We start from the raw sequence: 21591 nt of genomic DNA, 5'->3' as shown, positions 1-21591 counted from the left end.
TCAATGGGCCACGGCCAGCGGCAGCGGCTGCGCCGGTGCCAGCCCGCCACGGCATTTGAGGACACGCACCTGGCCATCGTCGAGCTGCAGGCGCAGCGCGGCCGGGGAGGGATTGCGCGCGTGCCGGGCATCGCGGAAGGAAAAGCCCAGGCACTGGCCGGTTTCGGCGGCCACCTGCAGCCGGCGCAGCGCCCGGTCATCGGCCTGCTGCGGCCAGCACAGCACCGCCGCGCACGCGGCCGAGCGGAGGCATTGTTCGGCGGCCCACAACGCATCGCGCGGGCTGGCCTGGACCACCTGCACCTGGCTCAGTGCCAGCCCCGCGCGGGCCCAGGCCGGGGCATGCGGCAGGTGCGGCGGGGCAATCAGCACCACGGTCTGCTGTTGCTGGCTCAGCCGCGCCAGGGTCGGCCAGACCAGGGCCAGCTCACCGACCCCGGGCGAGGCCAGCAGCACCTCCGACAGCGCCGAGGGCGGCCAGCCGCCGCCGGGCAGGCGGGCATCCAGCGCGGGGTGCCCGGTCGGGTGGGGCGCCACCTCCGGGAAGGCCGCACGTGGCTGCCCCCGCCAGACCCGGCGGGTTTCCAGCAGCCGGTCCAGGGCCAGCACGGCGCCCATCAGCGGGCCACCCGGCAGGGCTGGAACAGGCGGAAACGGGCAGGAATCAAGGGCATGGCGGCAAGTATCGGCAGCACGCGTGTCAAAGGCTGAGACCGACAATCCTACCCGCAATTAGTAAAAATGCTAACGAATTCGGCAGCCGGATTCCGAACCCGTTGAGGGTGCTGAATGCTTCAGCAGCGCCGCCACGCAGGGCGTGGATCTCTGCGGGGCGGGGGACTCAGCGCCCCTGCGGATCGGGCCGGTGATGCACGTACTCGACCACGGTGCCGTCCGGATGCACGGCGTTGAAGGCCGCGCCAGTGGGCACGACCTGCAGTGGAAAGATGATCTGCGCCCCGGCCGCCACCAGCCGGTCGTAATAGGGCTGCACGTCATCCACCAGCAGCGTGCCGGTGGTGGAGGTGAACGGGGCCAGCTTGTCCGGCGCGCCTTCGATCAGCAGGAATGCCCCGACCATCGCCAGGCGCAGGCCGGCCTCGGGGAACGGAAAGCCCGCATCGGCGACCACGCCCTGCAACTGCTCGTAGAACGCCACCCGTGCTTCCAGCTCGCCCGGGCCGACGAACACCCGGATCAGCACCCGCGGGCTGCGTTGCCGGGAGGTATCGTTGCGGTCGCGCCAGAGTTGATCGAAGTGGCGGTGTGGGGGCATGCGGCGGCTCCGGGACGTGATCGCTCATTATCGAGCCGCGATCCGGCGGGAACCGGGCAGGGCTCATGACCACCGGTGATGGTGTGATAACCCGTCATCGCCCACCACACCACCAGCGCGAGCAGCGACACACCGGCACCCGCCATGCAGACCCCGGGCCAGCCGAACGCGGCATACAACGCACTGCCGGCCAGCGCACCCAGCCCGCTCCCGGCAGCGTAGAACAGCATGTAGGCGGCGATCACCTGGGCCTGTGCGTGCGCGGCTGCGGCCAGAATCCGGCTCTGGTTGGTCACATGCAGCGCCTGCACCGCCAGATCCAGCAGCAACACGCCGAGCACCAGCCAGCCCAGGTGGTGGGACATCGCGGCGATCGGCAGCCAGCTCAGCAGCATCAGCCACAGGGCAGCGGTGGTGATCCGCCCGGCATGGCCCCGGTCACTCCAGTGCCCACTGCGTGCCGCCGCCAACGCACCGAGCAGGCCGACCAGCGCGAAGGCGCCGATGGCGGTGTGGCTGAGGACATACGGCGGCGCGCCCAGCGGCAGGCTCATGCTGCTCCAGAACAGGCCGAACACGGTGAACAGCAACAGGCCCAGCACCCCGCGCTGGCGCAGCACCGGCTGTTGCCGCAGCAAGGCGATCAACCCGGTTCTCGCGGTGGGAGGCGTCGAGGCCGGCAGCCGTGGCAGGCGTGCCCACAGCAAGGTGCCCGTCACCACCATCAGCGCCGCAGAGAGCAGGTACACCGCCCGCCATCCGCCCAGATCGGCTACCGCACCGGCCACCACGCGCGCCATCAACAACCCGACCACCACGCCCGCCTGTGCGGCGCCGACCACGCGGCCGCGCTCGTGCTTGCCTGCAGCGGTGGCGGCATAGGCGATCAGCCCCTGGGTCATCGCGGTGCCGAGCAGGCCGACCATCAGCATGCCCAGCAGCAGGCTCCAGGTCTGGGCCGCGAGCGCGACAGCCAGCAGGGACAGCACCAGGCCACCGGTCTGGATCGCCATCAGGCGGCGACGGTCCATGCGGTCGCCGAGCGGGACCACCCACAGCAGCGCGGCGACCGAACCCAGCTGAGTCGCGGCGATCACCGCGCCGATGCGGGCGGTGCTGATCTGGAGATCGGCGGCCAGGGCGTCCAGCAAGGGCTGGGCGTAATAGACATTGGCCACGCTCAGGCCCGCGGCGCAGGCAAACAACAGCAGCAGGGCGAACGGGAGGCGGGAGGTAGGGGGTTGGGCGATGATCGCCATTATTTAGTCTCAAAATAGAACCAGTTGATTCTGGGTCATCTGGTTCTAAAATGAAACTTAGAAAGGAGTCCGCTCATGACAACCGATGCCACTACCTCCTGCCCGGTGGGGCGCGCGCTGGATCTGGTCGGCGACCGCTGGTCGCTGCTGATCGTGCGCGAGGCCTTCGATGGGGCGCGCCGTTTCAGTGACTTCCAACGCCGCTTGGGGATGTCGCGCAGCATGCTCAGCCAGCGCCTGCAGGCCTTGCTGGAGGCGGACGTGCTGGCCCAGCAGCCCTTGGGCGAGGGCCGGGGCTATCAGGAGTACGTGCTCACCGAGCGCGGCCGCGCGCTGTTCCCGCTGGTGGTGGCGCTGCGCCAATGGGGCGAGGCATTCCTGTTCGCGCCGGGCGAGCCGCGCTCGGTACTGCAGGCCGCCAGCGATGGGTTGCCGCTGGCACCGATGCAGCCGCGTGACCAACGCGGGCAGGTCGTGGAGGCCGCCGCTACAACAGTGATCAAGCCGGTTTCGGCGTAAAAGGGAACGCCGCTGGCGTCTCAAATGTAAGCATCCTGTTGACAGGCATGAACAGGCTCGGACACTCTTCGGGGGTGAGGCGCTGGTCAGGGCCTCCCGGGTGGTGCGGCTGTCACGACGGGCGGAGGGGCCTGGACGTAGCCGTCATCGCCTTGCGTTGTAAACGGTTCCGCGCGCCCGCGCGTGGTTCCCGCCGACATGGCGCTGCACCCTTCTGCGGCAAGACTCCCTGGATTTATTGCGCAAGCAAAGGTGTTTCGTCCGCTCATGAAAACGATTTCAAAGCCCCTGGCCCTGACGGCCGCCATCGCGCTCTCGCTGAGCGCTTCCGCCTGGGCTGCCGCCCCGGTCGCCACCACCGACGCGTTCACCGTGCTCACCCTGGAACAGACCCCGGGTGATCTGGATGCGGCCGTGGTTGCCGCACAGTTGGAACAGCTGCAGGTCGATGCCCTGACCGTGCGCAACGTGGAGCGCCGCGCCGACCGCGTGGATCCGCTGCAGAGCCTGGCCGATGCGCTGGGTTATCACTATCGTTTCGTGACCGCCGATCCGGCCGCTGCGCAGCAGACCGGCAGCGTCGTGCTGACCCGCCTGCCGATCGAGGCCGAGTCGGGCACCGAGCGGCCATCGCTGAATTACCTGCGCCTCAACGATGGCCGCCACGTGGTCGCGCTGTACACCAGCGCCGCCGATGCCGCAGCACTGCCGCCGCTGGTCACCGGCTCGCGCCTGGGTGCACCGGCCGTGCTGCTGGGCGCGGTCAGCGCCGATGCGGCCACCACCGCAGGCTTTGATCCGTCGCGCGTCGCGCTGGAAGCCAACGAAAGCTACTTCAGCGATGGCTTCCAGTCCGCCACGTCGGCGGCGATCAAGCTGCGCACCCATGACGGCAAGAAGGGCACCACCGCAGCCACGCTGCTGACCCTGGGCTATGCCGCGCCGGTCGGTGGCGAAACGCCGTGGATGGACACCGGCCTGAACGCCGATGCCCGTGCCAAGGCGCTGGTCGCGCAGATGACCGTGGACGAAAAGTTCCAGATGCTGCACAGCTACTTCGGGCTGGGCAAAGACGGCGGTCCGCTGCCGGAAGGCGCGGTCGGCTCGGCCGGTTTCGTGCCGGGCGTGCCGCGCCTGGGCATTCCCTCGCAGCAGTCGGCCGATGCCGGTGTTGGCGTGACCAACCCGGGCGGCATCCGCAAGGGCGACCACGCCACCGCGATGCCGTCCGGCCCGTCCACGGCCTCCAGCTGGAACCCGGATATCGCCTTTGCTGGCGGTGCCACCATGGGTCGCGAAGCCTGGCAGCAGCGTTTCAACATCCTGCTGGCCGGCAGCGTCAACCTGCAGCGGGATCCGCGCAACGGCCGCAACTTCGAATACGCTGGTGAAGATCCGCTGCTGGCCGGTGTGCTGGTCGGCGAGTCGATCCGCGGCGTGCAGAGCCAGCACGTCATCTCCACGATGAAGCACTTCGCGCTCAACGACATGGAGACCTCGCGCAATTTCCACAGCGCCGAGATCGGCGAGCAGGCGATGCGCGAATCGGACCTGCTGGCCTTCGAGATCGCCATGGACATCGGTAAGCCCGGTTCGGCGATGTGCTCGTACAACCGCATCAACGGCACCTACGGCTGCGAACACGATTACCTCATGAACGAGGTGCTCAAGCAGGAATGGAAGTTCCCCGGTTTCGTGATGTCCGATTGGGGCGGCGTGCACAGCGGCTCCAAGGCGGCGCTGGCCGGTCTGGACCAGCAGTCGGCCGGTGAGGTGTTCGACAAGGCGGTCTATTTCGACGAGCCGCTGCGCCTGGCCGTGGCCGGTGGCGTGGTGCCGCAGGCGCGCCTGGACGACATGGTCGGTCGCATCCTGCGCACCATGTTCGCGCACGGCAACTTCGATCTGCCGCCGGTGCATGAGCCGATCGACGACGAAGCCGGCTTCCATGCCGCGCAGCGCACCGTTGAAGAAGGCAGCGTGCTGCTGCGCAATGCCGATGATCTGCTGCCGCTGGGCAAGGACGTGCAGCGCATCGTCATCATCGGTGGCCATGCCGACAAGGGCGTGATCGGCGGCGGCGGTTCCTCCATGGTGGGCTGGACCGCGCGGGGCACCAATGCGGTGCCGGGCGTGATGCCGACCACCTGGCCGGGTCCGGTGATCTTCCACCCGTCCTCGCCGCTGGAAGCGCTGCGCGCCGAGCGTCCGGATGCCCGCATCGATTACGTGGATGGCCGCGATGTGGCCGCCGCCGCGCGCGCTGCCGCGGCCGCTGATGTGGCCATCGTGTTCGCCACGCAGTGGTCGGCCGAATCGGTCGATCTGCCGCACATGCAGCTGCCGGACAACCAGGACAAGCTGATCGCCGGTGTGGCCAAGGCCAACCCGAAGACGGTGGTGGTGCTGGAAACCAATGGCCCGGTCGAGCTGCCGTGGCTGCAGCAGGTGCCGGCCATCCTGCAGGCCTGGTACCCGGGTATCCGGGGTGGTGAAGGCATCGCCGCGCTGCTGACCGGCAAGGTCAATCCGTCCGGTCGCCTGCCGGTGACCTGGCCGACCGATGTCAGCCAGCTGCCGCGCCCGCACGTCAATGGCCTGGGCTTCAACCCGAAGAACAAGCCGGATGACACCATCGATTACGACATCGAAGGCGCCAACGTCGGCTACAAGTGGTTCGCCGCCAAGGGCCTGACGCCGCAGTACGCGTTCGGCCACGGCTTGTCCTACACCAGCTTCGGCTACGACAACCTGCAGGTGGTGGTGGAAGGCCAGCGTGTGGTCGCCAGCGTGGACGTGCGCAACACTGGCAAGGTCGCCGGTGCGGACGTGCCGCAGCTGTACCTGCAGCTGCCGCAGGGCAGCACCACGCCGATCCGCCTGATCGGCTTCCAGAAGGTGACGCTGCAGCCGGGCGAAAGCCGCCGTATCCGCATCGAAGCCGAGCCGAAGACGCTGGCCAGCTTCGATACCGCTGCCAAGCAGTGGAAGATCGCCGGTGGGCAGTACGAAGTGCAGCTCTCGCGCGCGGCCAATGCACCGGTGCAGCGCGTGCCGCTGGAGCTGGCCGAGCAGGTGGTCCGCTGAGCTGACGGGACGGGTAGGGCACGACCGTGGGTCGTGCCTCCGGTCACCCCGGCAGGTGCTCGCGCAGGTGTGCCAGCAGCAGCCGGACCCGACGCGAGGGCTGGGCGGTGTTGGGAAACACCGCATAGACGCCCTGGCGCGGGAAACGATGACGGCGCAGGATCGGCAGCAGCCGGCCCTGCGCCAGATCGTCATCGATCAACCACTGCGGCAACACGGTCGCGCCAGCCCCGGCCAGCGCGAAGGCGCGCAGCGTGGAGGCGTTATCAACCGTAACCACCGCATGGGCGGGGTTGCAGGCAAACACCTGGTCGCTGCCGTCGGGCGCCACCAGCGGTAGATCCGCCAGGCGCGGATACCCCAATCGTGGCAGCGTGCGGATCCAGTGCGGGTCATCACGCGCGGCATCATCCGGCAGCGTGGACAGCAACGACGGTGAGGCGACCGCGCACAGCGCGTGTTCGTCCAACAGGGTCGCGCGCAGCTGCGAATCCTGCAGCCGCCCCAACCGGATCGCCAGATCGAACCGCTCGGGAATCAGGTCCGCCGGCGCCGGTGAGGTGGACAGGTGCAGGCGCAGCTCGGGATGCAGGGCACGGAACGACTCCAGCACCGGCACGACCCGGGCGATCGCGTACTCCGGCGTGGTGGTCAGCCGCAGCGTGCCACGCAGCTGCAGCTGTTCGCTGCGGGCCTCATCGATCGCCAGCTCGGCAGTCGCCAACAGGGCGGTGCAGTGCTGGTAGAAGCGTTCGCCGGCCTCGGTCAGTGCCAGGCTGCGGGTATTGCGCACCAGCAGGGTCACGCCCAGTTCCTGCTCCAGCCGTTTGAGGTTGAAGCTCACCACGGCCCGGCTCTGGCCAAGGCGCTGCGCGGCAGCGGTCAGGCTGCCGGCATCGACAATCGTCTTGAAGGTCTCGAAGCGGTCCAGGCTGACCATGGCGGCGCTCTGACTGTCAAAAATGGTTTGACAGTCTTGCATCCGGTTGCCCGTTTATCCAGGCGCCGCCAACGCGCATGCTGCCGCCTCGCAATCGGAGCACCGCATGACATACCGGGCCAGGGTGGAAACGCTGTACCTGCTGGGATTCTCGCTGGACCTGGTGAACATGTTCATCGGTACCGTCGCATATCCGGCCATCGCCGCCGACCTGCAGGCCTCCGTGCCGCAGCTGGCGTGGATCGGCAACGCCTACATGCTCGGCCTGACCTTGGTGATTCCACTGGGCAGCTGGCTGGCCGCGCGCCTTGGCGAGCGCCGTGTGCTGTGCCTTTCGCTGGCCCTGTTTACCGTGGGCGCTGTGCTGGCAGGCACCGCGCCGAGCATCGAGTGGCTGATCGGCTGGCGCCTGCTGCAGGGGCTGGGTGGCGGATTGTTGATTCCGGTGGGGCAGGCGATGGCCTACCGCGAATGCCCGCCGGCCGATCGTGCGCGACTGACCGCCCGCATCATGGCTGTCGCGCTGCTGGTGCCGGCGCTGTCGCCCACACTGGGCGGCGTGCTGGTGGAGTGGGGCTCATGGCGGGGCGTGTTGCTGGTGAGTGTGCCGTTGGCCGTGGTGGGCTTGGTGCTGGCGGGGTGGTGGGTGCGTCCGGGGGCGCAGGTGGCAGTGCCGGCGCTGGACCGTCGCGGGCTGTTGCTGGGCTCCGTGGGCCTGAGCGTGTTGCTGGTCGCGCTGAGCCTGGTGGCCGAAGCGGGCCAGCGGATGTTGGGCGCCGCGTTGTTGGTGGTCGCCGGGCTGGTGTTGGCCTTCTATGCGCGCAGTGCGCGCCGTACGGATCATCCGGTCCTGCACTGGTCGCTGCTGCGACATGCCTCGCTGCGGCTGGCGATGCTGGTCTATCTACTGGTGCCGGGCACCTTCATCGGCACGCAACTGGTGGCGACGCTGATGCTGCATCGGCAGGGTTACGGCGCCGCGGCCATCGGTGGCTTCATGCTCCCGTGGGCGATCGCCTCGGCCTGCGCGATCGCCACCACACGGCACTGGCTGCCACGGATCGGGGCACGCCCGCTGTTGAGCGTCGGCATGGGGTGCCAGGCCGTCGGCATCGTGCTGCTGATCGGTGTTCAGACCGGTCAGCTTTGGCTGCCCGCGGTGGCCTTCGCGCTGATGGGGCTGGGCGGGAGCCTGTGCAGCAGCAGCGCGCAGACGCTCGCCTTCCAGGGGCTGGCGGACGCGGAGCTGCTGCCGGGCAGCGCGCTGTGGAATCTCAACCGCCAGCTCAGTTTCTGCCTGGCCGCCGCACTGCTGGCCTGTGTGCTGGCGGTGCTGTCCTCCGTGCTGCCAACGCACGCGTTCCCGCTCACCCTGATGCTGGCGGCGGCCATGAGCCTGCTGCCGATGCTTCTGCTATGGCGCCTGCCGGCGTCTTCCCTTGCCTTGAGAGCCTCCCCATGAATGACACGCTTGCCTTCACCGAGATCCATGACCTGCATGTGCTGATCGAAGACTGGTTCAGCGGCCGCTCGCCGGTGGCTGCGCTGGACGCGCTGCTCGCCCGTTTCAACGAAGACTTCAGCATGGTCGGGATCCGTGGCATCCGCCTGGACAAGCCCGCGCTCGCCGACCTCTTCGCCTCCGCCCATGGCAGCCGGCCCGGGCTGCAGATCACGGTCGATGCAATGCAGTACCTGCCGCTCGCGCCAGCCGCCTGCGCGGTGCGCTATCGCGAGGATCAGATCGGCGCGGATCGCACCGGCAATCGACGTGAGGCCTTGGCGGTTCTCGTGAGCCGCCCGGACGGCACGCTGCGCTGGCAGGCTTTGCACGAAACGGTGGTTGGCGGCTGAATGCGCGAAACAGTCCGACAGCACGCCGATCGGCATCTACCGGCGCAGGCCGCGCGGCGCTAGGCTGCGGGAGTTGCCATCACTGCCGGGAGAGCCCCATGCGTGTGCGTGTATTGCCAGTTGCGCTGTTGAGTCTGATGGTGGCGGCCAGTGTGTCGGCGCAGACCTCGCCGATGACCCCGGATATTCCCGCCAAAGGATTTGTGACGCCCACGGCGCAGGACAACTACGACAAGCGCGTGGTGATGGTGCCGATGCGTGACGGAACGAAACTCTACACGGTGATCGTGGTGCCCAAGGGCGCCAGGCACGCGCCGATCCTGCTGACCCGCACGCCGTACGATGCCGCCAACCGCGCCAAACGCATGGAGTCGCCGAACATGCGCGACATCCTGCCGCAGGGCGATGAGGTGTTCGTCGATGGCGGGTACATCCGGGTGTTCCAGGACATCCGCGGCAAGTATGGCTCCGAGGGCGATTACGTGATGACCCGGCCGCTGCGTGGGCCGCTCAACACCACGAAGGTGGACCACGCAACCGACGCGTGGGACACCATCGATTGGCTGGTCAAGCACGTGCCCGAGAGCAATGGCAAGGTCGGCATGCTGGGCTCGTCCTATGAGGGCTTCACCGTGGTGATGGCGCTGACCAACCCGCACCCGGCATTGAAGGTGGCTGCGCCGCAGAGCCCGATGATCGATGGCTGGATGGGGGATGATTGGCTCAACTACGGCGCGTTCCGGCAGGTCAATTTCGGCTATTTCACCGGGCAGCTGGCCAAGCGCGGCAAAGGGCCGTCCATTCCCAGCGTGGGCTATGACGACTACACCACCTTCCTGCGCGCCGGCTCGGCCGGGGACTACGCCAAGGCCAATGGCCTGGATCAGTTGCCGTGGTGGCACAAGCTGATCGAGCACCCCAGCTACGACGCGTTCTGGCAGGAACAGGCGCTGGACGCGCGCATGGCCAGGACCGAGCTGAAGGTGCCCACGATGTGGCTGCAGGGCCTGTGGGACCAGGAAGACATGTGGGGCGCGGTGCACAGCTATGCGGCGATGGAGTCGCGCGACACCGGCAACACGCTGAACTATCTGGTGATGGGGCCGTGGCGGCACAGCCAGGTCAACTATGACGGCAGCAGTCTGGGCGCCTTGAAGTTCGATGGCGACACCGCGCTGCAGTTCCGCCGCGATGTGCTCAAACCGTTCTTCGATCAGTACCTGGTGGATGGCGCGCCCAAGGCGCAGACGCCGCCGGTGCTGATCTACAACACCGGTGAAAACCACTGGGACAAACTGCAGCAATGGCCGCGCAGCGTGGCGCAGTCCAAGCCGTTGTATCTGCGCGCGGGCGGCAAGCTGTCCTTCGAGGCACCGCAGGCCGGTGAGGCGACCTTTGAGGCGTATGTGTCCGATCCGGCCAAGCCGGTGCCGTTCGTGCCGCGCCCGGTGCGGTTCGCCGACCGCGATATGTGGACGAGCTGGTTGGTGAAGGATCAGCGCTTCGTGGATGGCCGGCCGGACGTGCTGACCTTCGTCAGTGAGCCCTTGACCGAACCGCTGCGGATCGGTGGTGCGCCGCAGGTCAATCTGCAGGCGGCGACAAGCGGCAGCGACAGCGACTGGGTGGTGAAGCTGATCGATGTGTATCCCGACCAGACGCCGTCGACGCCGGAGATGGGCGGTTACGAGCTGTCGGTCTCGATGGCGATCTTCCGTGGCCGGTACCGCGAGAGCTTCAGCGACCCGAAGGCGATCGCAAGCAACCAGGTGCTGGACTATAAATTCGGTCTGCCGACCGCGAACCATGTGTTCCAGCCGGGCCATCGGGTCATGGTGCAGGTGCAGTCGAGCCTGTTCCCGCTGTATGACCGCAATCCGCAGATGTTCGTGCCGAATATCTATCTTGCCAAGCCGGGCGATTACCAGAAGGCGACGCAGCAGATCTGGCACGCGCCGCAGCAGGCCAGCTTCATTTCATTGCCGGTGTACTGAGCGCAAGCGCGTTCCCGGTGCCACGCCGCGGCAGGGGAATGCCGCGCGCGTGGGGAGTGCCGACTGCATTGCATCGTCAAGGCACAGGCGCTAGCGTGCAGCTCCACTTTGTCTGATGCGACCGATGAAAAGGATGTTCGTGGTAAGCGCGCTGGTCTGGCTGGCAGGCGGCGCGCAGGCGCAGTCGTTCACCGCACTGGGCAACAGTTTCGGCGCCGAGGCGCTGGTGTCCCTCGATGGCCGCCTGCTGGTGCCGCCCAATGGGGCGCGCATGCATCGGCTGTCCGCCGACCGCTGGATGCGTGCGCAGGGCCCCACCACGCCGCAGCAGTGGTACGACGATGCAGGACGACTACTGCGTGAGGACCGCGGTTACACCGAGTACCACGAACGGTTGGTGCTGCCGCAGGCCGCGCCCGGTGATCCGTTGTGGGAGGCGTTCATCCAGGCCGATGGTGAGGCAGTCGGTGGCCGGGGCGTGGTGGATGCGCTGGGTCAGGTTCGCTTTCCAGCGCTGAAGGATGGCGAATGGGTGCCATTGGCGATACCCGATCGCGTGCTGTGGAACGCCCGCAGTGGTCCGCTGCGCTTCCATGACCTGCACGGCCGCGCGGTCATGGAACTGGACGAGCAGCAGGTCCAGTGGGTGGCTGGGCCCTTCGTCGGCCGCCACGTGTATGTCGCGTGCAGTGTCCAGGTGCCTGAGCACTGCGAGGTGCGGGATGAATCCGGTACGACGTTGTTTTCCGATGACATCGACGCGCTGCTGCCCGTCACCGACGGTGGCTGGTGGCTGCGCCAGGGCGAGCTGTGGCGGCGGGTGGATGCACAGGGCAGGGCAACGGACAGTGCGCGCTACCAGCAGGATGGTCTGTATCCCCGGTACCGACAGTATGGCGGTACCGCAGGCCGGCGCGACTGGCCCGAGCGGGTCAACCGGCATGCCACCGGCAGCGCCGACGACACGCCCGAGCCCGGCTGGCTGATGGCCGACGGACACTTCGCCGCACAGCACGGCAACGTTCGCCTGGACTACTGTGGTGGCCGCTGGCAGGTGCTGGACGAGGAGGGTGTCCGCCCGCCCACCGCCGCCCCGGCCGCGCTGGCAGCGGTGCTCGACGAACCCGATGCAGAACAGCGGCAGGCACCGCCGTGGCGGGTGCGCCATGCCACCGGGAACGACACCGCAGCGGTGCTGGACTGCGACGGCGAGGTGGTGTTCGCGCCGCCGAACGTGAACAGCTTCGATGCGGTTGCGGGCGGGTTGCTGGGCACATTCGTCGGCGAGTCCTCACCCCGCCTGTGGTGGGATGGACGCACGGCCTACACGGTGCCTGCCGACATGGCCATCGACGATGACCACGTCACTCCGCCGTTGCTGTTGCTCCGGGAGCAGGCCGCCGGCGTCAACCACCTGTACAACCTGGAGCGTGGCCGCATCGTGGGTCGTCCCTTCGAAGGTGTGGTGCACATGGACGGTGGCCGGGTGGTGTTCCGGCGGGACGGAAAACTGGGCATGCTGCTGGCCGATGGCAGCGAAGCGGCGCCGCCAGAGAGCTTCGAGATCCTGCCCTGGGGCACGGACCGCAGCTGGACGCGCCGCTATCTGGACGGGGGCGATGAGGAATTGGTCCTGCTGGATGCCAACCATCAGGTGCTGCTGCGGCGGCGCCTGCTGTTCAGCGGCGTCGAACTGCAGTCCACCTGGCAAGGGGACGAGGAAAGCCAGGCGCTGACGCTGGTGAATCTCGGCACGATGCGCTTTGCCGATGGCGAGTACTTCGTCCAGCAATGGCTGGATCGCGACGGACAGGTGCTGCTCAGTGACATCAGCTGTCCGGCACCCGGCAATGGCCCGCCCTCGAAGGGGAAGGGCGTCCTGCTCGGGCGCGGGTGGCGCGTGGACAGTGTGCCCACGCGCCCCTGCAAGTTACCTGCGGCGCTGCTGCCGGTGCTTGCCGGCGGCGATGTGACCGATGCGATGCGCGACCGGTAACCGCGCGCGGATCAGCCGGAAACGCTGGGGTAGTCGGTATAGCCGTGCGCGCCGCCGCCGTACAACGTCTCCTGGTCCAGCTCGGACAGCGCTACACCGAGACGGAAGCGCTCGACCAGATCCGGGTTGGCGATGAAAGGGCGACCGAAGGCGATCATGTCCGCATAGCCCGACGCCACGGCGGCTTCCGCGCGTGCCTGGTCATAGCCGTTGTTGGCGATCCAGGCACCGGTGAACTTGGCGCGCAGGGCGGCGTAGTCGAAGGCGATGTTGTCGCGCGGGCCACCGGTCGCCCCTTCGATCACATGGATGAAGGCGAGCGGGCCGATGGCATCCAGGCGCTCCACGGCGCGTTCGAACAACGGCTGCGGGTTGGAATCCTCCGCGTCGTTGGCAGGCGTCACCGGCGACAGGCGCACACCGGTGCGTTCGGCGCCGATTTCCGAAACGATCGCGCGGACCACTTCATCGAGCAGGCGGGTGCGGTTCTCGATGCTGCCACCGTATTCGTCGGTTCGCTGGTTGCTGCCATCGCGCAGGAACTGGTCGATCAGGTAACCGTTGGCGGCATGCACTTCCACGCCGTCAAAGCCGGCGGTGATCGCGTTGCGCGCGGCCTGGCGGAAGTCCTGGATCAGGCCGGGAATTTCGTCCAAGCGCAGGGCACGTGGTTCGGAAACCTCTTCAAAGCCCTTGGCCGTGAACGTTTTGGTGTTGGCACGCAGTGCACTCGGTGCTACCGGGACCTCGCCCTCGGGCAGCAGGCTGGTGTGCGAGATGCGGCCGACATGCCACAACTGCAACACGATCTTGCCGCCGCGTGCATGCACCGCATCGGTGACCTTCTTCCAGGCGTCGATCTGGGCTTGGCTGTAGATGCCGGGCGTGTCGAGATAGCCCTGGCCCATCGGGCTGATCTGGGTGGCCTCGGCAATGATCAGGCCAGCACTGGCGCGCTGCTCGTAGTACTGGATCGCAAGCGGATTGGGGATGCGGTCGTTGATCGCGCGGTTGCGCGTCAGCGGTGCCATCGCGACGCGGTTGGCAACGTCGATGGCCCCCAGACGGATGGGGGAGAACAACTTGCCGTCATTGGAGTCTGTCATGGGTTTACCTTGGGGGAGGGCTGCCGCCATCGGCGGAGGAATCAGGTATGTGGGCGTACGACCCCGAGCATAGGCCCAGGTGCGTTGCAGCGATGGGAAGGATTGTTGCGGAGCCTGCTGTGCACGTTCTGTAACGTTTTCGCGGCGTATGGTCGAGGCATGGGCAGGCACTGCCCGCAGCCTTATTCCAACCCGAGGAACAACGCGATGATTGATTATCAACTCAAGGGAAGGGTCGCCATCGTCACCGGCGGCGTCTCCGGCATTGGCCTGGCCGTGGCTGAACTGCTGGCCGATTCCGGTGCGGCGGTGGCGGTGTGGGATCTCAAGGCCGACGCCGTCGAGAAGACCGCCGAGGCGCTGCGCAAGAAAGGCGTGAAGTCGATCGGCATCGCCTTGAACGTCACCGATGAGCACGCCGTTGAAGCGGCGGTGAAGCAGACCGTCGAGGAACTCGGCGGGCTGGATATCGCAGTGAACAACGCGGGTATCGGCGGGCCGTCCGCGGCCAGCGGTGACTACCCGGTGGATGGCTGGAAGAACGTCATCGACGTCAATCTCAACAGCGTGTTCCTGTGCCAGCGGGCGCAGATCCAGGCGATGCGCAGCGCGGGCAAGGGTGGCAGCATCATCAATATGGCCTCCATCCTGGGCCAGGTGGGGTTCGGCAACTCCTCCGCCTACGCGGCTGCCAAGCACGGTGTGGTCGGGTTGACCCAGACGGCCGCGTGGGAACATGCCGCGGACAGGATCCGCATCAATGCGGTGGGCCCCGGTTTCATCGCCACGCCGCTGCTGGACAAGATGGACCCGAAGGTGAAGCAGGCGCTGGAGAGCAAGCATGCGCTTGGCCGGCTCGGCAAGCCGGAGGAAGTGGCTGCCCTGGTGGCCTGGCTGGCCAGCGCGGACGCCGGCTTTGCGACCGGCACGTACTACGCCATCGATGGCGGTTATCTGGCGCAGTAAGCCCTGCGACGGCAGGCTCACCAAGGCCTGCCGTCGGCTTCACGGTCCTCAGACGCCCCTGTCTGCGACGCTCCGTTCATTGCCGGATGAGAGACGTAGATGGGACTGGAACAAGATCTATCAATCCTGCTGCGGATTGCCGTGGCAATGCTGTTGGGCGCCACGCTCGGCATCGAGCGCGAGATGGGCAAGCACGCCGCCGGGCTGCGGACACACATGCTTATCGCAGGCGCGGCTGCGTTGATTGTCGGGCTGGGTGACAGCATCGCCGAACACTTCCAGGAAGAGCGTTACCGCGACCTGCTGCAGGTCGATCCGGTCCGTCTGATCGAAGCGGTGGTGGCCTGCGTCGGCTTCGTCGCGGCCGGTACGATCCTGCGGGGCTCGCGCGATGATCAGGTCAGCGGACTGACCACCGCCAGCTCGTTGATCATGGCCGCCGCCATCGGCATCGCGGTTGGCATCGGCGAGTACGTGATCGCCACGGGTGTGAGTGTGCTGTGCCTGATCGTGCTGGTCGTATTCAGCCGTATCGCCAAGAAACTGGAGTCCTCATGAGCAGCGAACGACCGTTCAACATTCAGCGCATCGACCATGTGGTGCTCCGCGTTCAGGATCTGCCGCGGGCCGTACACTTCTATCGCGACATCCTCGGCTGCACCGTGGCCCGCGAGCGCCCTTCGCTGGGCATGGTGCATCTGCATGCGGGCGAATCGATGATCGACCTTGTCAGCGTGGACGGCCCCCTGGGCGTCAAGGGCGGTGCGGCGCCGGGACGCGAAGGACGCAACCTCGATCATCTGTGCCTGCGCGTGGAGCCCTTCGATGAGGCAGACGTGCGCGCGCATCTGGAGGGGCAGCGGCTCACGCTGGAAGGGAAGGCCGAGCGCAACTACGGCGCGGAAGGTGATGGGCTGTCGCTGCGCCTGCGTGACCCCGACGGCAATCTGGTGGAACTGAAGGGTCGCTCCAGCGACTGCGGCTGATACCCCGCAGGGCGGCCGGAAAGGCGCTCGACCAATGGTCTGGTTGGCATGCCCTGCGATCTGCGGTTCACTGGGGGCCGTTCCAGCGCAGATGAGCCATGATCATTTCCGCCTCCACTGATTACCGCGCAGCGGCACAACGCCGCCTGCCGCCGTTCCTGTTCCACTACATCGATGGCGGCGCATATGCCGAGCACACCCTGAAGCGCAACGTTGCCGACCTGTCGGACATCGCGCTGCGCCAGCGGATCCTGCGCAACATGTCCGATCTGAGCCTGGAAACAGAGCTGTTCGGTGAGCGCCTGGCCATGCCGGTGGCGCTTGCGCCGGTCGGGCTGACCGGCATGTACGCGCGCCGCGGTGAGGTGCAGGCGGCGCGGGCGGCAGCGAGCCGGGGAGTTCCGTTCACCCTGTCCACCGTGTCGGTCTGTCCGATCGAGGAAGTAGCCCCGGCCATCGATCGGCCGATGTGGTTCCAGCTGTATGTGCTCAAGGACCGCGGCTTCATGCGCAATGCGCTGGAGCGGGCCAAGGCGGCCGGCGTGACCACGCTGGTGTTCACCGTGGACATGCCGACGCCGGGTGCACGTTACCGCGATGCGCATTCGGGCATGAGTGGCCCACACGCGTCAGCACGGCGCATGCTGCAGGCGGTCACCCACCCGCGCTGGGCGTGGGACGTCGGTCTGTTCGGCCGCCCGCATGACCTGGGCAACATCTCCACGTATCGCGGCAGCCCGACCGGCTTGGCCGACTACATCGGCTGGCTGGGCAACAACTTCGATCCGTCCATTTCGTGGAAAGACCTGGAGTGGATCCGCGAGTTCTGGACTGGCCCGATGGTGATCAAGGGCATCCTCGATCCGGAGGATGCGCGTGATGCCGTGCGCTTTGGTGCCGATGGCATCGTGGTCTCCAACCATGGCGGGCGCCAGCTCGACGGTGTGCTGTCCACCGCGCGGGCGCTGCCGGCGATTGCGGACGCGGTGAAGGGCGAGCTGAAGATCCTGGCTGATTCCGGCATCCGCAACGGCCTGGATGTGGTCCGCATGATTGCCCTCGGCGCGGACAGCGTGCTGCTGGGGCGTGCGTTCGTGTATGCGCTCGCCGCGCATGGCGGGGCTGGCGTGGCCAATCTGCTGGATCTTATTGCCAAGGAAATGCGCGTGGCGATGACGCTTACCGGCGCCAAGACCATCGCCGATATCAGTGCCGATTCGCTGGTGGACGCTACCCAACGGCGCCAACCACCGGTAGAGCCACCCCATGGGTGGCTGCACGAAAACCCTGCCATCTAGTGGCCAAGCCACCCGTGGGGTGGCTCTACCTGCGTGGAATCACTCGCAGCGGACGGCGGTGATGACGTTGTCCTTGTCGATGAACACCCGCAGGCGGTCCTGGCGCAGGTCACGGGTGGTGATCGTGGCCGGACCGATCGGATTGATCAGGCCGGCGCCGCTCTGCACCAGCAGCTTGCGCATGTTGGCTTCGTCGGCCTTCTGGCCCACGGCCCAGCCCAGCGCGTCGGCCTTGCACAGGCCCGGCCCTTTGATTTCCGGCCCCGGCGTGCTGACGCAGGCCGTCAGTGACAGGGTGCCTGCGAACATGATCGCGGCGAGGGGATAACGGGTAAGGGATGCCATCGGGTCGCTCCTGCGGGGTCAGGCGCCGACCATACCACCGCGGTGCGCACGGACGTGTGGTGGCCACCGCGACTGTTCGACGCAGCGTGGATCGCGCGCGCGGGGCAGGACGCCGCCGGCCTGGCGTTACACTGGATACCCGCTCAACATCGGTCATGCCGGGAGTCGCAGGTGCTGCACGTGTTCATGCTTGGTGGGCGGCACGCCCGCGCCCGGATCGAGGTCCACGATGTGGCCTTCGCCAACGTCGATGTCATCGAGGACGCCTACCCGCAGCTGCGCCAGGACTGGTTCGGCGAGCGCAAAGGGTTGCATGTCGATGGCTGGCTCGCCGTGGACGGGGTGGAGGAGTACCGGGTTCGCTTCGCCGATGTGGCTCCGGCTGTCGGTGGGCTGCGGCTGTATTTTCTCAATCTCGGTGGGTATGCCGCCGGCGCGCTGGGCGAGGCGCATGACTATCGGCTGCTGGTCGCCACCAGTGTCGAAGAGGCCAAGCACAAGGCCAAGGCGCTGCGCGATGCCAGCTGGTTCAAGCCGCATACCGATGCGCTGCTGGAAGTGGATGACTGCATCGCCATCGATCAGGTCGGCGGCCGCCACGTGCAGCTCGAACGCGGGGACCACCAGGGCATCACCCTGGTCAGTGACTACATCGTGATCGGCTGAGCGGCACCGATTGCCCGTCGGCCTGTCGCTGGCGCATAGTGTCGCGGTCTTGTGAGGTCCGGCGGTATCGCCGCGACAGGTCCACCAACGGAAACAGAGTATGCAGAGCAGGAAGATCACGGCCGCCTTGATCGTGACGGTGGGAATGGCCTTGGCAGGCAGCGTATCGGCCGCCGAGCCGGAGGCGCCGGTGTTTGGCGGCTGGCGCAACCTGCATTCGGCCAATGGCGCATCGCCGTTGCTGGAGAATCTGCCGTTCGCGATCCTGCCGCGCGATGTGGCCAAGGGCAGTCGTTTTGCGATCCTGGACCGTGAGAACAAGCAGGCGGTGTGCTGCCTGGTCGTCGACAGCGAGCGCCTCGATGCGATCGGGCTGGAAACCCGCTACCGCCTGCCGGGCGTCTGGATTGCCGATCTGCTCGGCAACGAGGACTTCAACCAGCGTCATGGCGACCGCCATGTGTTCGCGATGAAGCGCGAGGACGCCTTGCTGGACCACGTTTTCTCCGATGCCGGAGGGGCCTACAGCGATCTGGGCGGGCTGCTGCTGCCGGCCGGTGCCGCGCTGGAAGAGGGCGGCAACATCAAGCTCGGTGCGACCAGCTACCGCCTGCAGACCCAGTCGCAGCGGTTCGCCGATGACAACGGCGCGCTGGATCGCTACACCCTGCAGCCGCCTGGTCCCGCCGCCCCGGTGGTGGTCGAGGTGCCGTACAGCACCTACTGACACGGAAGCGACAGAAACGGCACGGTACAATCGCGCCCGCCCGCCGGCAGTGCCTGGCTGGGCCTGCATCCCTGTACGAGCCTGTCCGTGATCGCCCGAGTGTCCTTGTCCTGTGCGCTGCTGCTGTTGACCGCCTGCGCAACGCCGATGTTGCCGCCAGCAAAACCCCAGCCCGATCCGGACGCCCTGTGGGGCATCATCCAGCGCGACTGCGCCGGCGAGTCAGCTCCCCGTGGCAGTTGCCTGGCCGTCGCCGCCGAGGCACGGCGACGCGACGTCCTGTTGAAGGATTCGCACGGCCACTATCAGTTCCTGCTGCTGCCGCTGGATCGGGTGTCGGGCATCGAGAGTCCGGCGCTGCTGCGGGCCGGTGCACCCAATTATTTCGCCGCTGCCTGGGCGGCCCGCAGCCACACCGAGCAGGCGCTGGGTCGGCCGTTACCCCGTGACGTGGCCAGCCTGGCCCTGAACTCACCCCACGGACGCTCCCAGCACCAGCTGCACATCCACGTGGACTGCCTGCGGGCCGATGTCCTGACGCAATTGCGCCGGCTGCAGCCTGCCATCGGCAGCACCTGGCAGCCGCTGCCCGAGCCCTTGCGTGGGCATGCGTATCTGGCCCGCCACCTGCCGGGTGCCGAGCTGACGGGAAATCCGGTCCGCTTGCTTGCCGACTATCTGCAAGACCCCGCCGATATCGGCAACTGGTCGCTGGTGGTGACCGGGCAGACCGACGCGGCGGGTGCGCCCGGTTTCCTTCTTCTGGCAACCCGGCTGGATCTTGATACCGGCAACAAGGCCAGCGGTGAGGAGCTTCAGGACCACGCCTGCGCCGCCCTGACAGGTGCGGCAGGCCCGCTGGATGGCGTGCTCTGAGGCCTGGCACGTTATAGTGGCCTTTCAATGCGATTCCCGCTTTCGCGCCCGGGCTTACTGGCGCGTCGTATTCGACTTATTCCATGACTGCTGAAACCACGACTCCGCCCACCGCTGCGCCGTCCCAGGCCACCGGTCCGCTGTTTTACCAACAGGCTGTGCCGCTGCGTTCGGACGAGCACGCCAATTGGCGCCTGCTGCCGGAAACGGCGAACTTCGCGGCTGAAACCAACGCGATCCCGGCCGTGATCGGCGAGTTCGGCTCGCTGGCGCAGCACTACCCGATCATCTTCACCGGCCAGGATGCGATGCCGCTGGTGGCCGTGGGCCTGTCCCAGCGCAATCTGTTTGTCGCCGATGGCGTATGGGATGAACAGAGCTACGTGCCGGCGTATGTGCGCCGCTATCCGTTCGTGTTCATGCAGGCCGGTGAGCCGGACAACTACGTGCTCGCCGTGGATGCGGCCGCCAAGCAGGTCAACCAGGGCGACAGCGAAGAAGGCCTGCCGCTGTTCCAGGATGGCAAGGCGACCGAGCTGGTCGACAACGCGATGCGTTTCTGCAGCGATTACACCCGCGAGCATGAGCATACCCGTCGCTTCACGGCCGCCCTCATCGAGAACGAGCTGCTGATCGACCGCAACATCGATGTCACTCTGGCCGATGGCCGGAAGATGTCGGTCAACGGTTTCCAGGTGGTGGATGTGGAGAAGTTCGCCGCGTTGCCGGACGAGACCGTCGTGGCATGGCACCGCAGCGGCTGGCTGGCCCTGGTGCATCACCACCTGAGCTCGCTGGCGCGCTTCAGCGCGCTGGTGAACCGCCAGAGCCAGGTGCCTGCCGAGGCCTGAGTCCCGGCACGCAGGCAGTAGCAGAAACGGCGGCCGCAGGGCCGCCGTTTTTCGTTGTTCGGGAAGCGCCGCGATCAGTCGCGGGTGCTGACTTCCCAGTTGGCGTGCACCACCCCCGGCTGACGCTGCAGCCGAGCGACCACGGCGTCGAGCTCGTCGGCGGCGACCGCTGTGCTGACCAGGATCGCCACCAGCTCGATCGGGCCGTCGCCGTGCTCGATCACCTGCACATCGCTGACCGGATACTGTGCGGCCTCCAGCGCGTCGACGAGGCGTTCGCGTGCCAGGGGCGTGGCGGCAGGATCCACGCTCAGGCGCACCTCGTAGGTTGCTTCAGAGGCGGCCTCATTGATCGGGATGCGGTTGATCGCGTTGACCAAGGGCCGCAGCAGGGTGTTGCCGGCGATGATCAACACCGTCAGCAGCGCGCCCTCGGCCAGCATGTCCGCACCGGTGCACGCACCGACCGCCGCCGAACACCACAGCGTCGCGGCGGTGTTGAGGCCGCGCACGTTCATGCCTTCCTTCATGATCACGCCCGCGCCCAGGAAGCCGACCCCGGACACCACGTAGGAAATCACCCGTACCGCCTCGACACTGCCGGCGATGCGCATGCCCAGATCCACGAAGGCCGCCGCGCCGACCGCCACCAGCACATTGGTGCGCAGCCCGGCGGTGCGCTGGCGGTACTGCCGCTCGGCGCCGATCAGCGTGCCCAGCACGAAGGCAGCCGCCAGGCTGACCACGGTGTCCAGGAAGGGATACAGCTGGAAGGTCTGGATGAAGCGCATGTGGAGTCCTTGCAGGGCAGGGCTTAGGCGAAAACCCGATAAGCATATCCCGGT

At 67.2% G+C, this 21591-nt stretch carries 21 protein-coding genes; 14 read left to right on the top strand and 7 right to left on the bottom strand.

Going from position 1 to position 21591, the window contains the following annotated elements; translation table 11 throughout:
• The 3 genes from imuA to EDF74_RS07550 form a co-directional block, all read right to left on the bottom strand.
• Nucleotides 1-618 (bottom strand): translesion DNA synthesis-associated protein ImuA, encoded by a 618-nt coding sequence (imuA, locus tag EDF74_RS07560; RefSeq protein WP_123729486.1) that lies wholly within the window; start codon nt 616-618, stop codon nt 1-3.
• Between the two features lie 223 nt (nt 619-841).
• Nucleotides 842-1276 carry a VOC family protein gene (locus EDF74_RS07555; RefSeq protein WP_070425312.1) on the bottom strand — a complete coding sequence of 145 codons (435 nt, stop codon included), beginning with the start codon at nt 1274-1276 and terminating at the stop codon, nt 842-844.
• Nucleotides 1198-2535, bottom strand: coding sequence for an MFS transporter (locus tag EDF74_RS07550; RefSeq protein ID WP_184997121.1), 1338 nt, complete (start codon nt 2533-2535; stop codon nt 1198-1200). The genes EDF74_RS07555 and EDF74_RS07550 overlap by 79 nt, the downstream gene beginning before the upstream one ends.
• 75 nt (nt 2536-2610) lie before the next feature.
• Between EDF74_RS07550 and EDF74_RS07545 the strand changes: the two genes are divergently transcribed.
• Together EDF74_RS07545 and EDF74_RS07540 are read left to right on the top strand one after the other, a co-directional pair.
• Nucleotides 2611-3054 carry a winged helix-turn-helix transcriptional regulator gene (locus tag EDF74_RS07545; protein WP_123729484.1) on the top strand — a complete coding sequence of 148 codons (444 nt, stop codon included), beginning with the start codon at nt 2611-2613 and terminating at the stop codon, nt 3052-3054.
• Nucleotides 3055-3321: 267 nt separating this feature from the next.
• On the top strand, nt 3322-6141 hold the full coding sequence (locus tag EDF74_RS07540) for a beta-glucosidase (protein WP_123729483.1): 2820 nt from the start codon (nt 3322-3324) through the stop codon (nt 6139-6141).
• A 43-nt stretch (nt 6142-6184) separates the two neighbouring features.
• On the opposite strand, the gene EDF74_RS07535 is transcribed toward EDF74_RS07540, so the two are convergent.
• Nucleotides 6185-7081, bottom strand: a complete 897-nt coding sequence (locus EDF74_RS07535) for a LysR family transcriptional regulator (RefSeq protein WP_123729482.1) — start codon at nt 7079-7081, stop codon at nt 6185-6187.
• 106 nt (nt 7082-7187) lie between these two features.
• Here EDF74_RS07535 and EDF74_RS07530 point away from each other — a divergent pair, with 106 nt between their 5' ends.
• The 4 genes from EDF74_RS07530 (at nt 7188) to EDF74_RS07515 (ending at nt 12925) form a co-directional block, all read left to right on the top strand.
• The gene (locus tag EDF74_RS07530) at nt 7188-8543 is read left to right on the top strand and encodes an MFS transporter (protein ID WP_123729481.1); all 1356 of its coding nucleotides are present in this window, start codon (nt 7188-7190) and stop codon (nt 8541-8543) included.
• Entirely contained in the window at nt 8540-8935 is a 396-nt protein-coding gene (locus EDF74_RS07525; protein ID WP_123729480.1) for a hypothetical protein, read from the top strand. The genes EDF74_RS07530 and EDF74_RS07525 overlap by 4 nt, the downstream gene beginning before the upstream one ends.
• A gap of 98 nt (nt 8936-9033) precedes the next feature.
• On the top strand, nt 9034-10929 hold the full coding sequence (locus EDF74_RS07520; RefSeq protein WP_123729479.1) for a CocE/NonD family hydrolase: 1896 nt from the start codon (nt 9034-9036) through the stop codon (nt 10927-10929).
• A gap of 124 nt (nt 10930-11053) precedes the next feature.
• Entirely contained in the window at nt 11054-12925 is a 1872-nt protein-coding gene (locus tag EDF74_RS07515) for a hypothetical protein (RefSeq protein WP_148045926.1), read from the top strand.
• A gap of 11 nt (nt 12926-12936) precedes the next feature.
• Here the strand turns inward: EDF74_RS07515 and EDF74_RS07510 are convergent, their stop codons facing one another.
• Nucleotides 12937-14031, bottom strand: a complete 1095-nt coding sequence (locus EDF74_RS07510) for an alkene reductase (protein WP_123729477.1) — start codon at nt 14029-14031, stop codon at nt 12937-12939.
• A gap of 207 nt (nt 14032-14238) precedes the next feature.
• Between EDF74_RS07510 and EDF74_RS07505 the strand changes: the two genes are divergently transcribed.
• The 4 genes from EDF74_RS07505 (at nt 14239) to lldD (ending at nt 17281) form a co-directional block, all read left to right on the top strand.
• Complete coding sequence (locus EDF74_RS07505) at nt 14239-14997, top strand: SDR family NAD(P)-dependent oxidoreductase (RefSeq protein ID WP_123729476.1); 759 nt, start codon at nt 14239-14241, stop codon at nt 14995-14997.
• 99 nt (nt 14998-15096) lie between these two features.
• A complete protein-coding gene (locus tag EDF74_RS07500) occupies nt 15097-15555 on the top strand; it encodes an MgtC/SapB family protein (protein ID WP_123729475.1) in 459 nt (152 codons plus the stop codon).
• Nucleotides 15552-15983: a VOC family protein gene (locus tag EDF74_RS07495; RefSeq protein ID WP_123729474.1), complete on the top strand. Its 432-nt coding sequence runs from the start codon at nt 15552-15554 to the stop codon at nt 15981-15983. The genes EDF74_RS07500 and EDF74_RS07495 overlap by 4 nt, the downstream gene beginning before the upstream one ends.
• Before the next feature lie 98 nt (nt 15984-16081).
• Complete coding sequence (gene lldD / locus EDF74_RS07490; protein WP_123729473.1) at nt 16082-17281, top strand: FMN-dependent L-lactate dehydrogenase LldD; 1200 nt, start codon at nt 16082-16084, stop codon at nt 17279-17281.
• A 39-nt stretch (nt 17282-17320) separates the two neighbouring features.
• On the opposite strand, the gene EDF74_RS07485 is transcribed toward lldD, so the two are convergent.
• Nucleotides 17321-17626 (bottom strand): hypothetical protein, encoded by a 306-nt coding sequence (locus EDF74_RS07485; protein ID WP_123729472.1) that lies wholly within the window; start codon nt 17624-17626, stop codon nt 17321-17323.
• Between the two features lie 171 nt (nt 17627-17797).
• Here EDF74_RS07485 and EDF74_RS07480 point away from each other — a divergent pair, with 171 nt between their 5' ends.
• The 4 genes from EDF74_RS07480 to EDF74_RS07465 all read left to right on the top strand — a co-directional run bounded on the left by EDF74_RS07480 (nt 17798) and on the right by EDF74_RS07465 (nt 20746).
• Nucleotides 17798-18292, top strand: coding sequence for a DUF1543 domain-containing protein (locus tag EDF74_RS07480; protein ID WP_123729471.1), 495 nt, complete (start codon nt 17798-17800; stop codon nt 18290-18292).
• A gap of 100 nt (nt 18293-18392) precedes the next feature.
• On the top strand, nt 18393-19019 hold the full coding sequence (locus EDF74_RS07475; RefSeq protein WP_123729470.1) for a decarboxylase: 627 nt from the start codon (nt 18393-18395) through the stop codon (nt 19017-19019).
• Between the two features lie 99 nt (nt 19020-19118).
• Nucleotides 19119-19895 carry a CDP-diacylglycerol diphosphatase gene (locus EDF74_RS07470; protein ID WP_123729469.1) on the top strand — a complete coding sequence of 259 codons (777 nt, stop codon included), beginning with the start codon at nt 19119-19121 and terminating at the stop codon, nt 19893-19895.
• A gap of 83 nt (nt 19896-19978) precedes the next feature.
• Entirely contained in the window at nt 19979-20746 is a 768-nt protein-coding gene (locus EDF74_RS07465; protein ID WP_123729468.1) for a SapC family protein, read from the top strand.
• Nucleotides 20747-20820: 74 nt separating this feature from the next.
• Here EDF74_RS07465 and EDF74_RS07460 read toward each other — a convergent pair whose 3' ends face one another.
• The gene (locus tag EDF74_RS07460) at nt 20821-21537 is read right to left on the bottom strand and encodes an MgtC/SapB family protein (RefSeq protein WP_123729467.1); all 717 of its coding nucleotides are present in this window, start codon (nt 21535-21537) and stop codon (nt 20821-20823) included.
• Nucleotides 21538-21591: the final 54 nt, after the last annotated feature.

This window comes from Stenotrophomonas rhizophila (genome assembly GCF_003751305.1).
Taxonomy (GTDB): domain Bacteria; phylum Pseudomonadota; class Gammaproteobacteria; order Xanthomonadales; family Xanthomonadaceae; genus Stenotrophomonas; species Stenotrophomonas rhizophila_B.
This window is presented reverse-complemented; position numbering and strand designations above follow the sequence as displayed.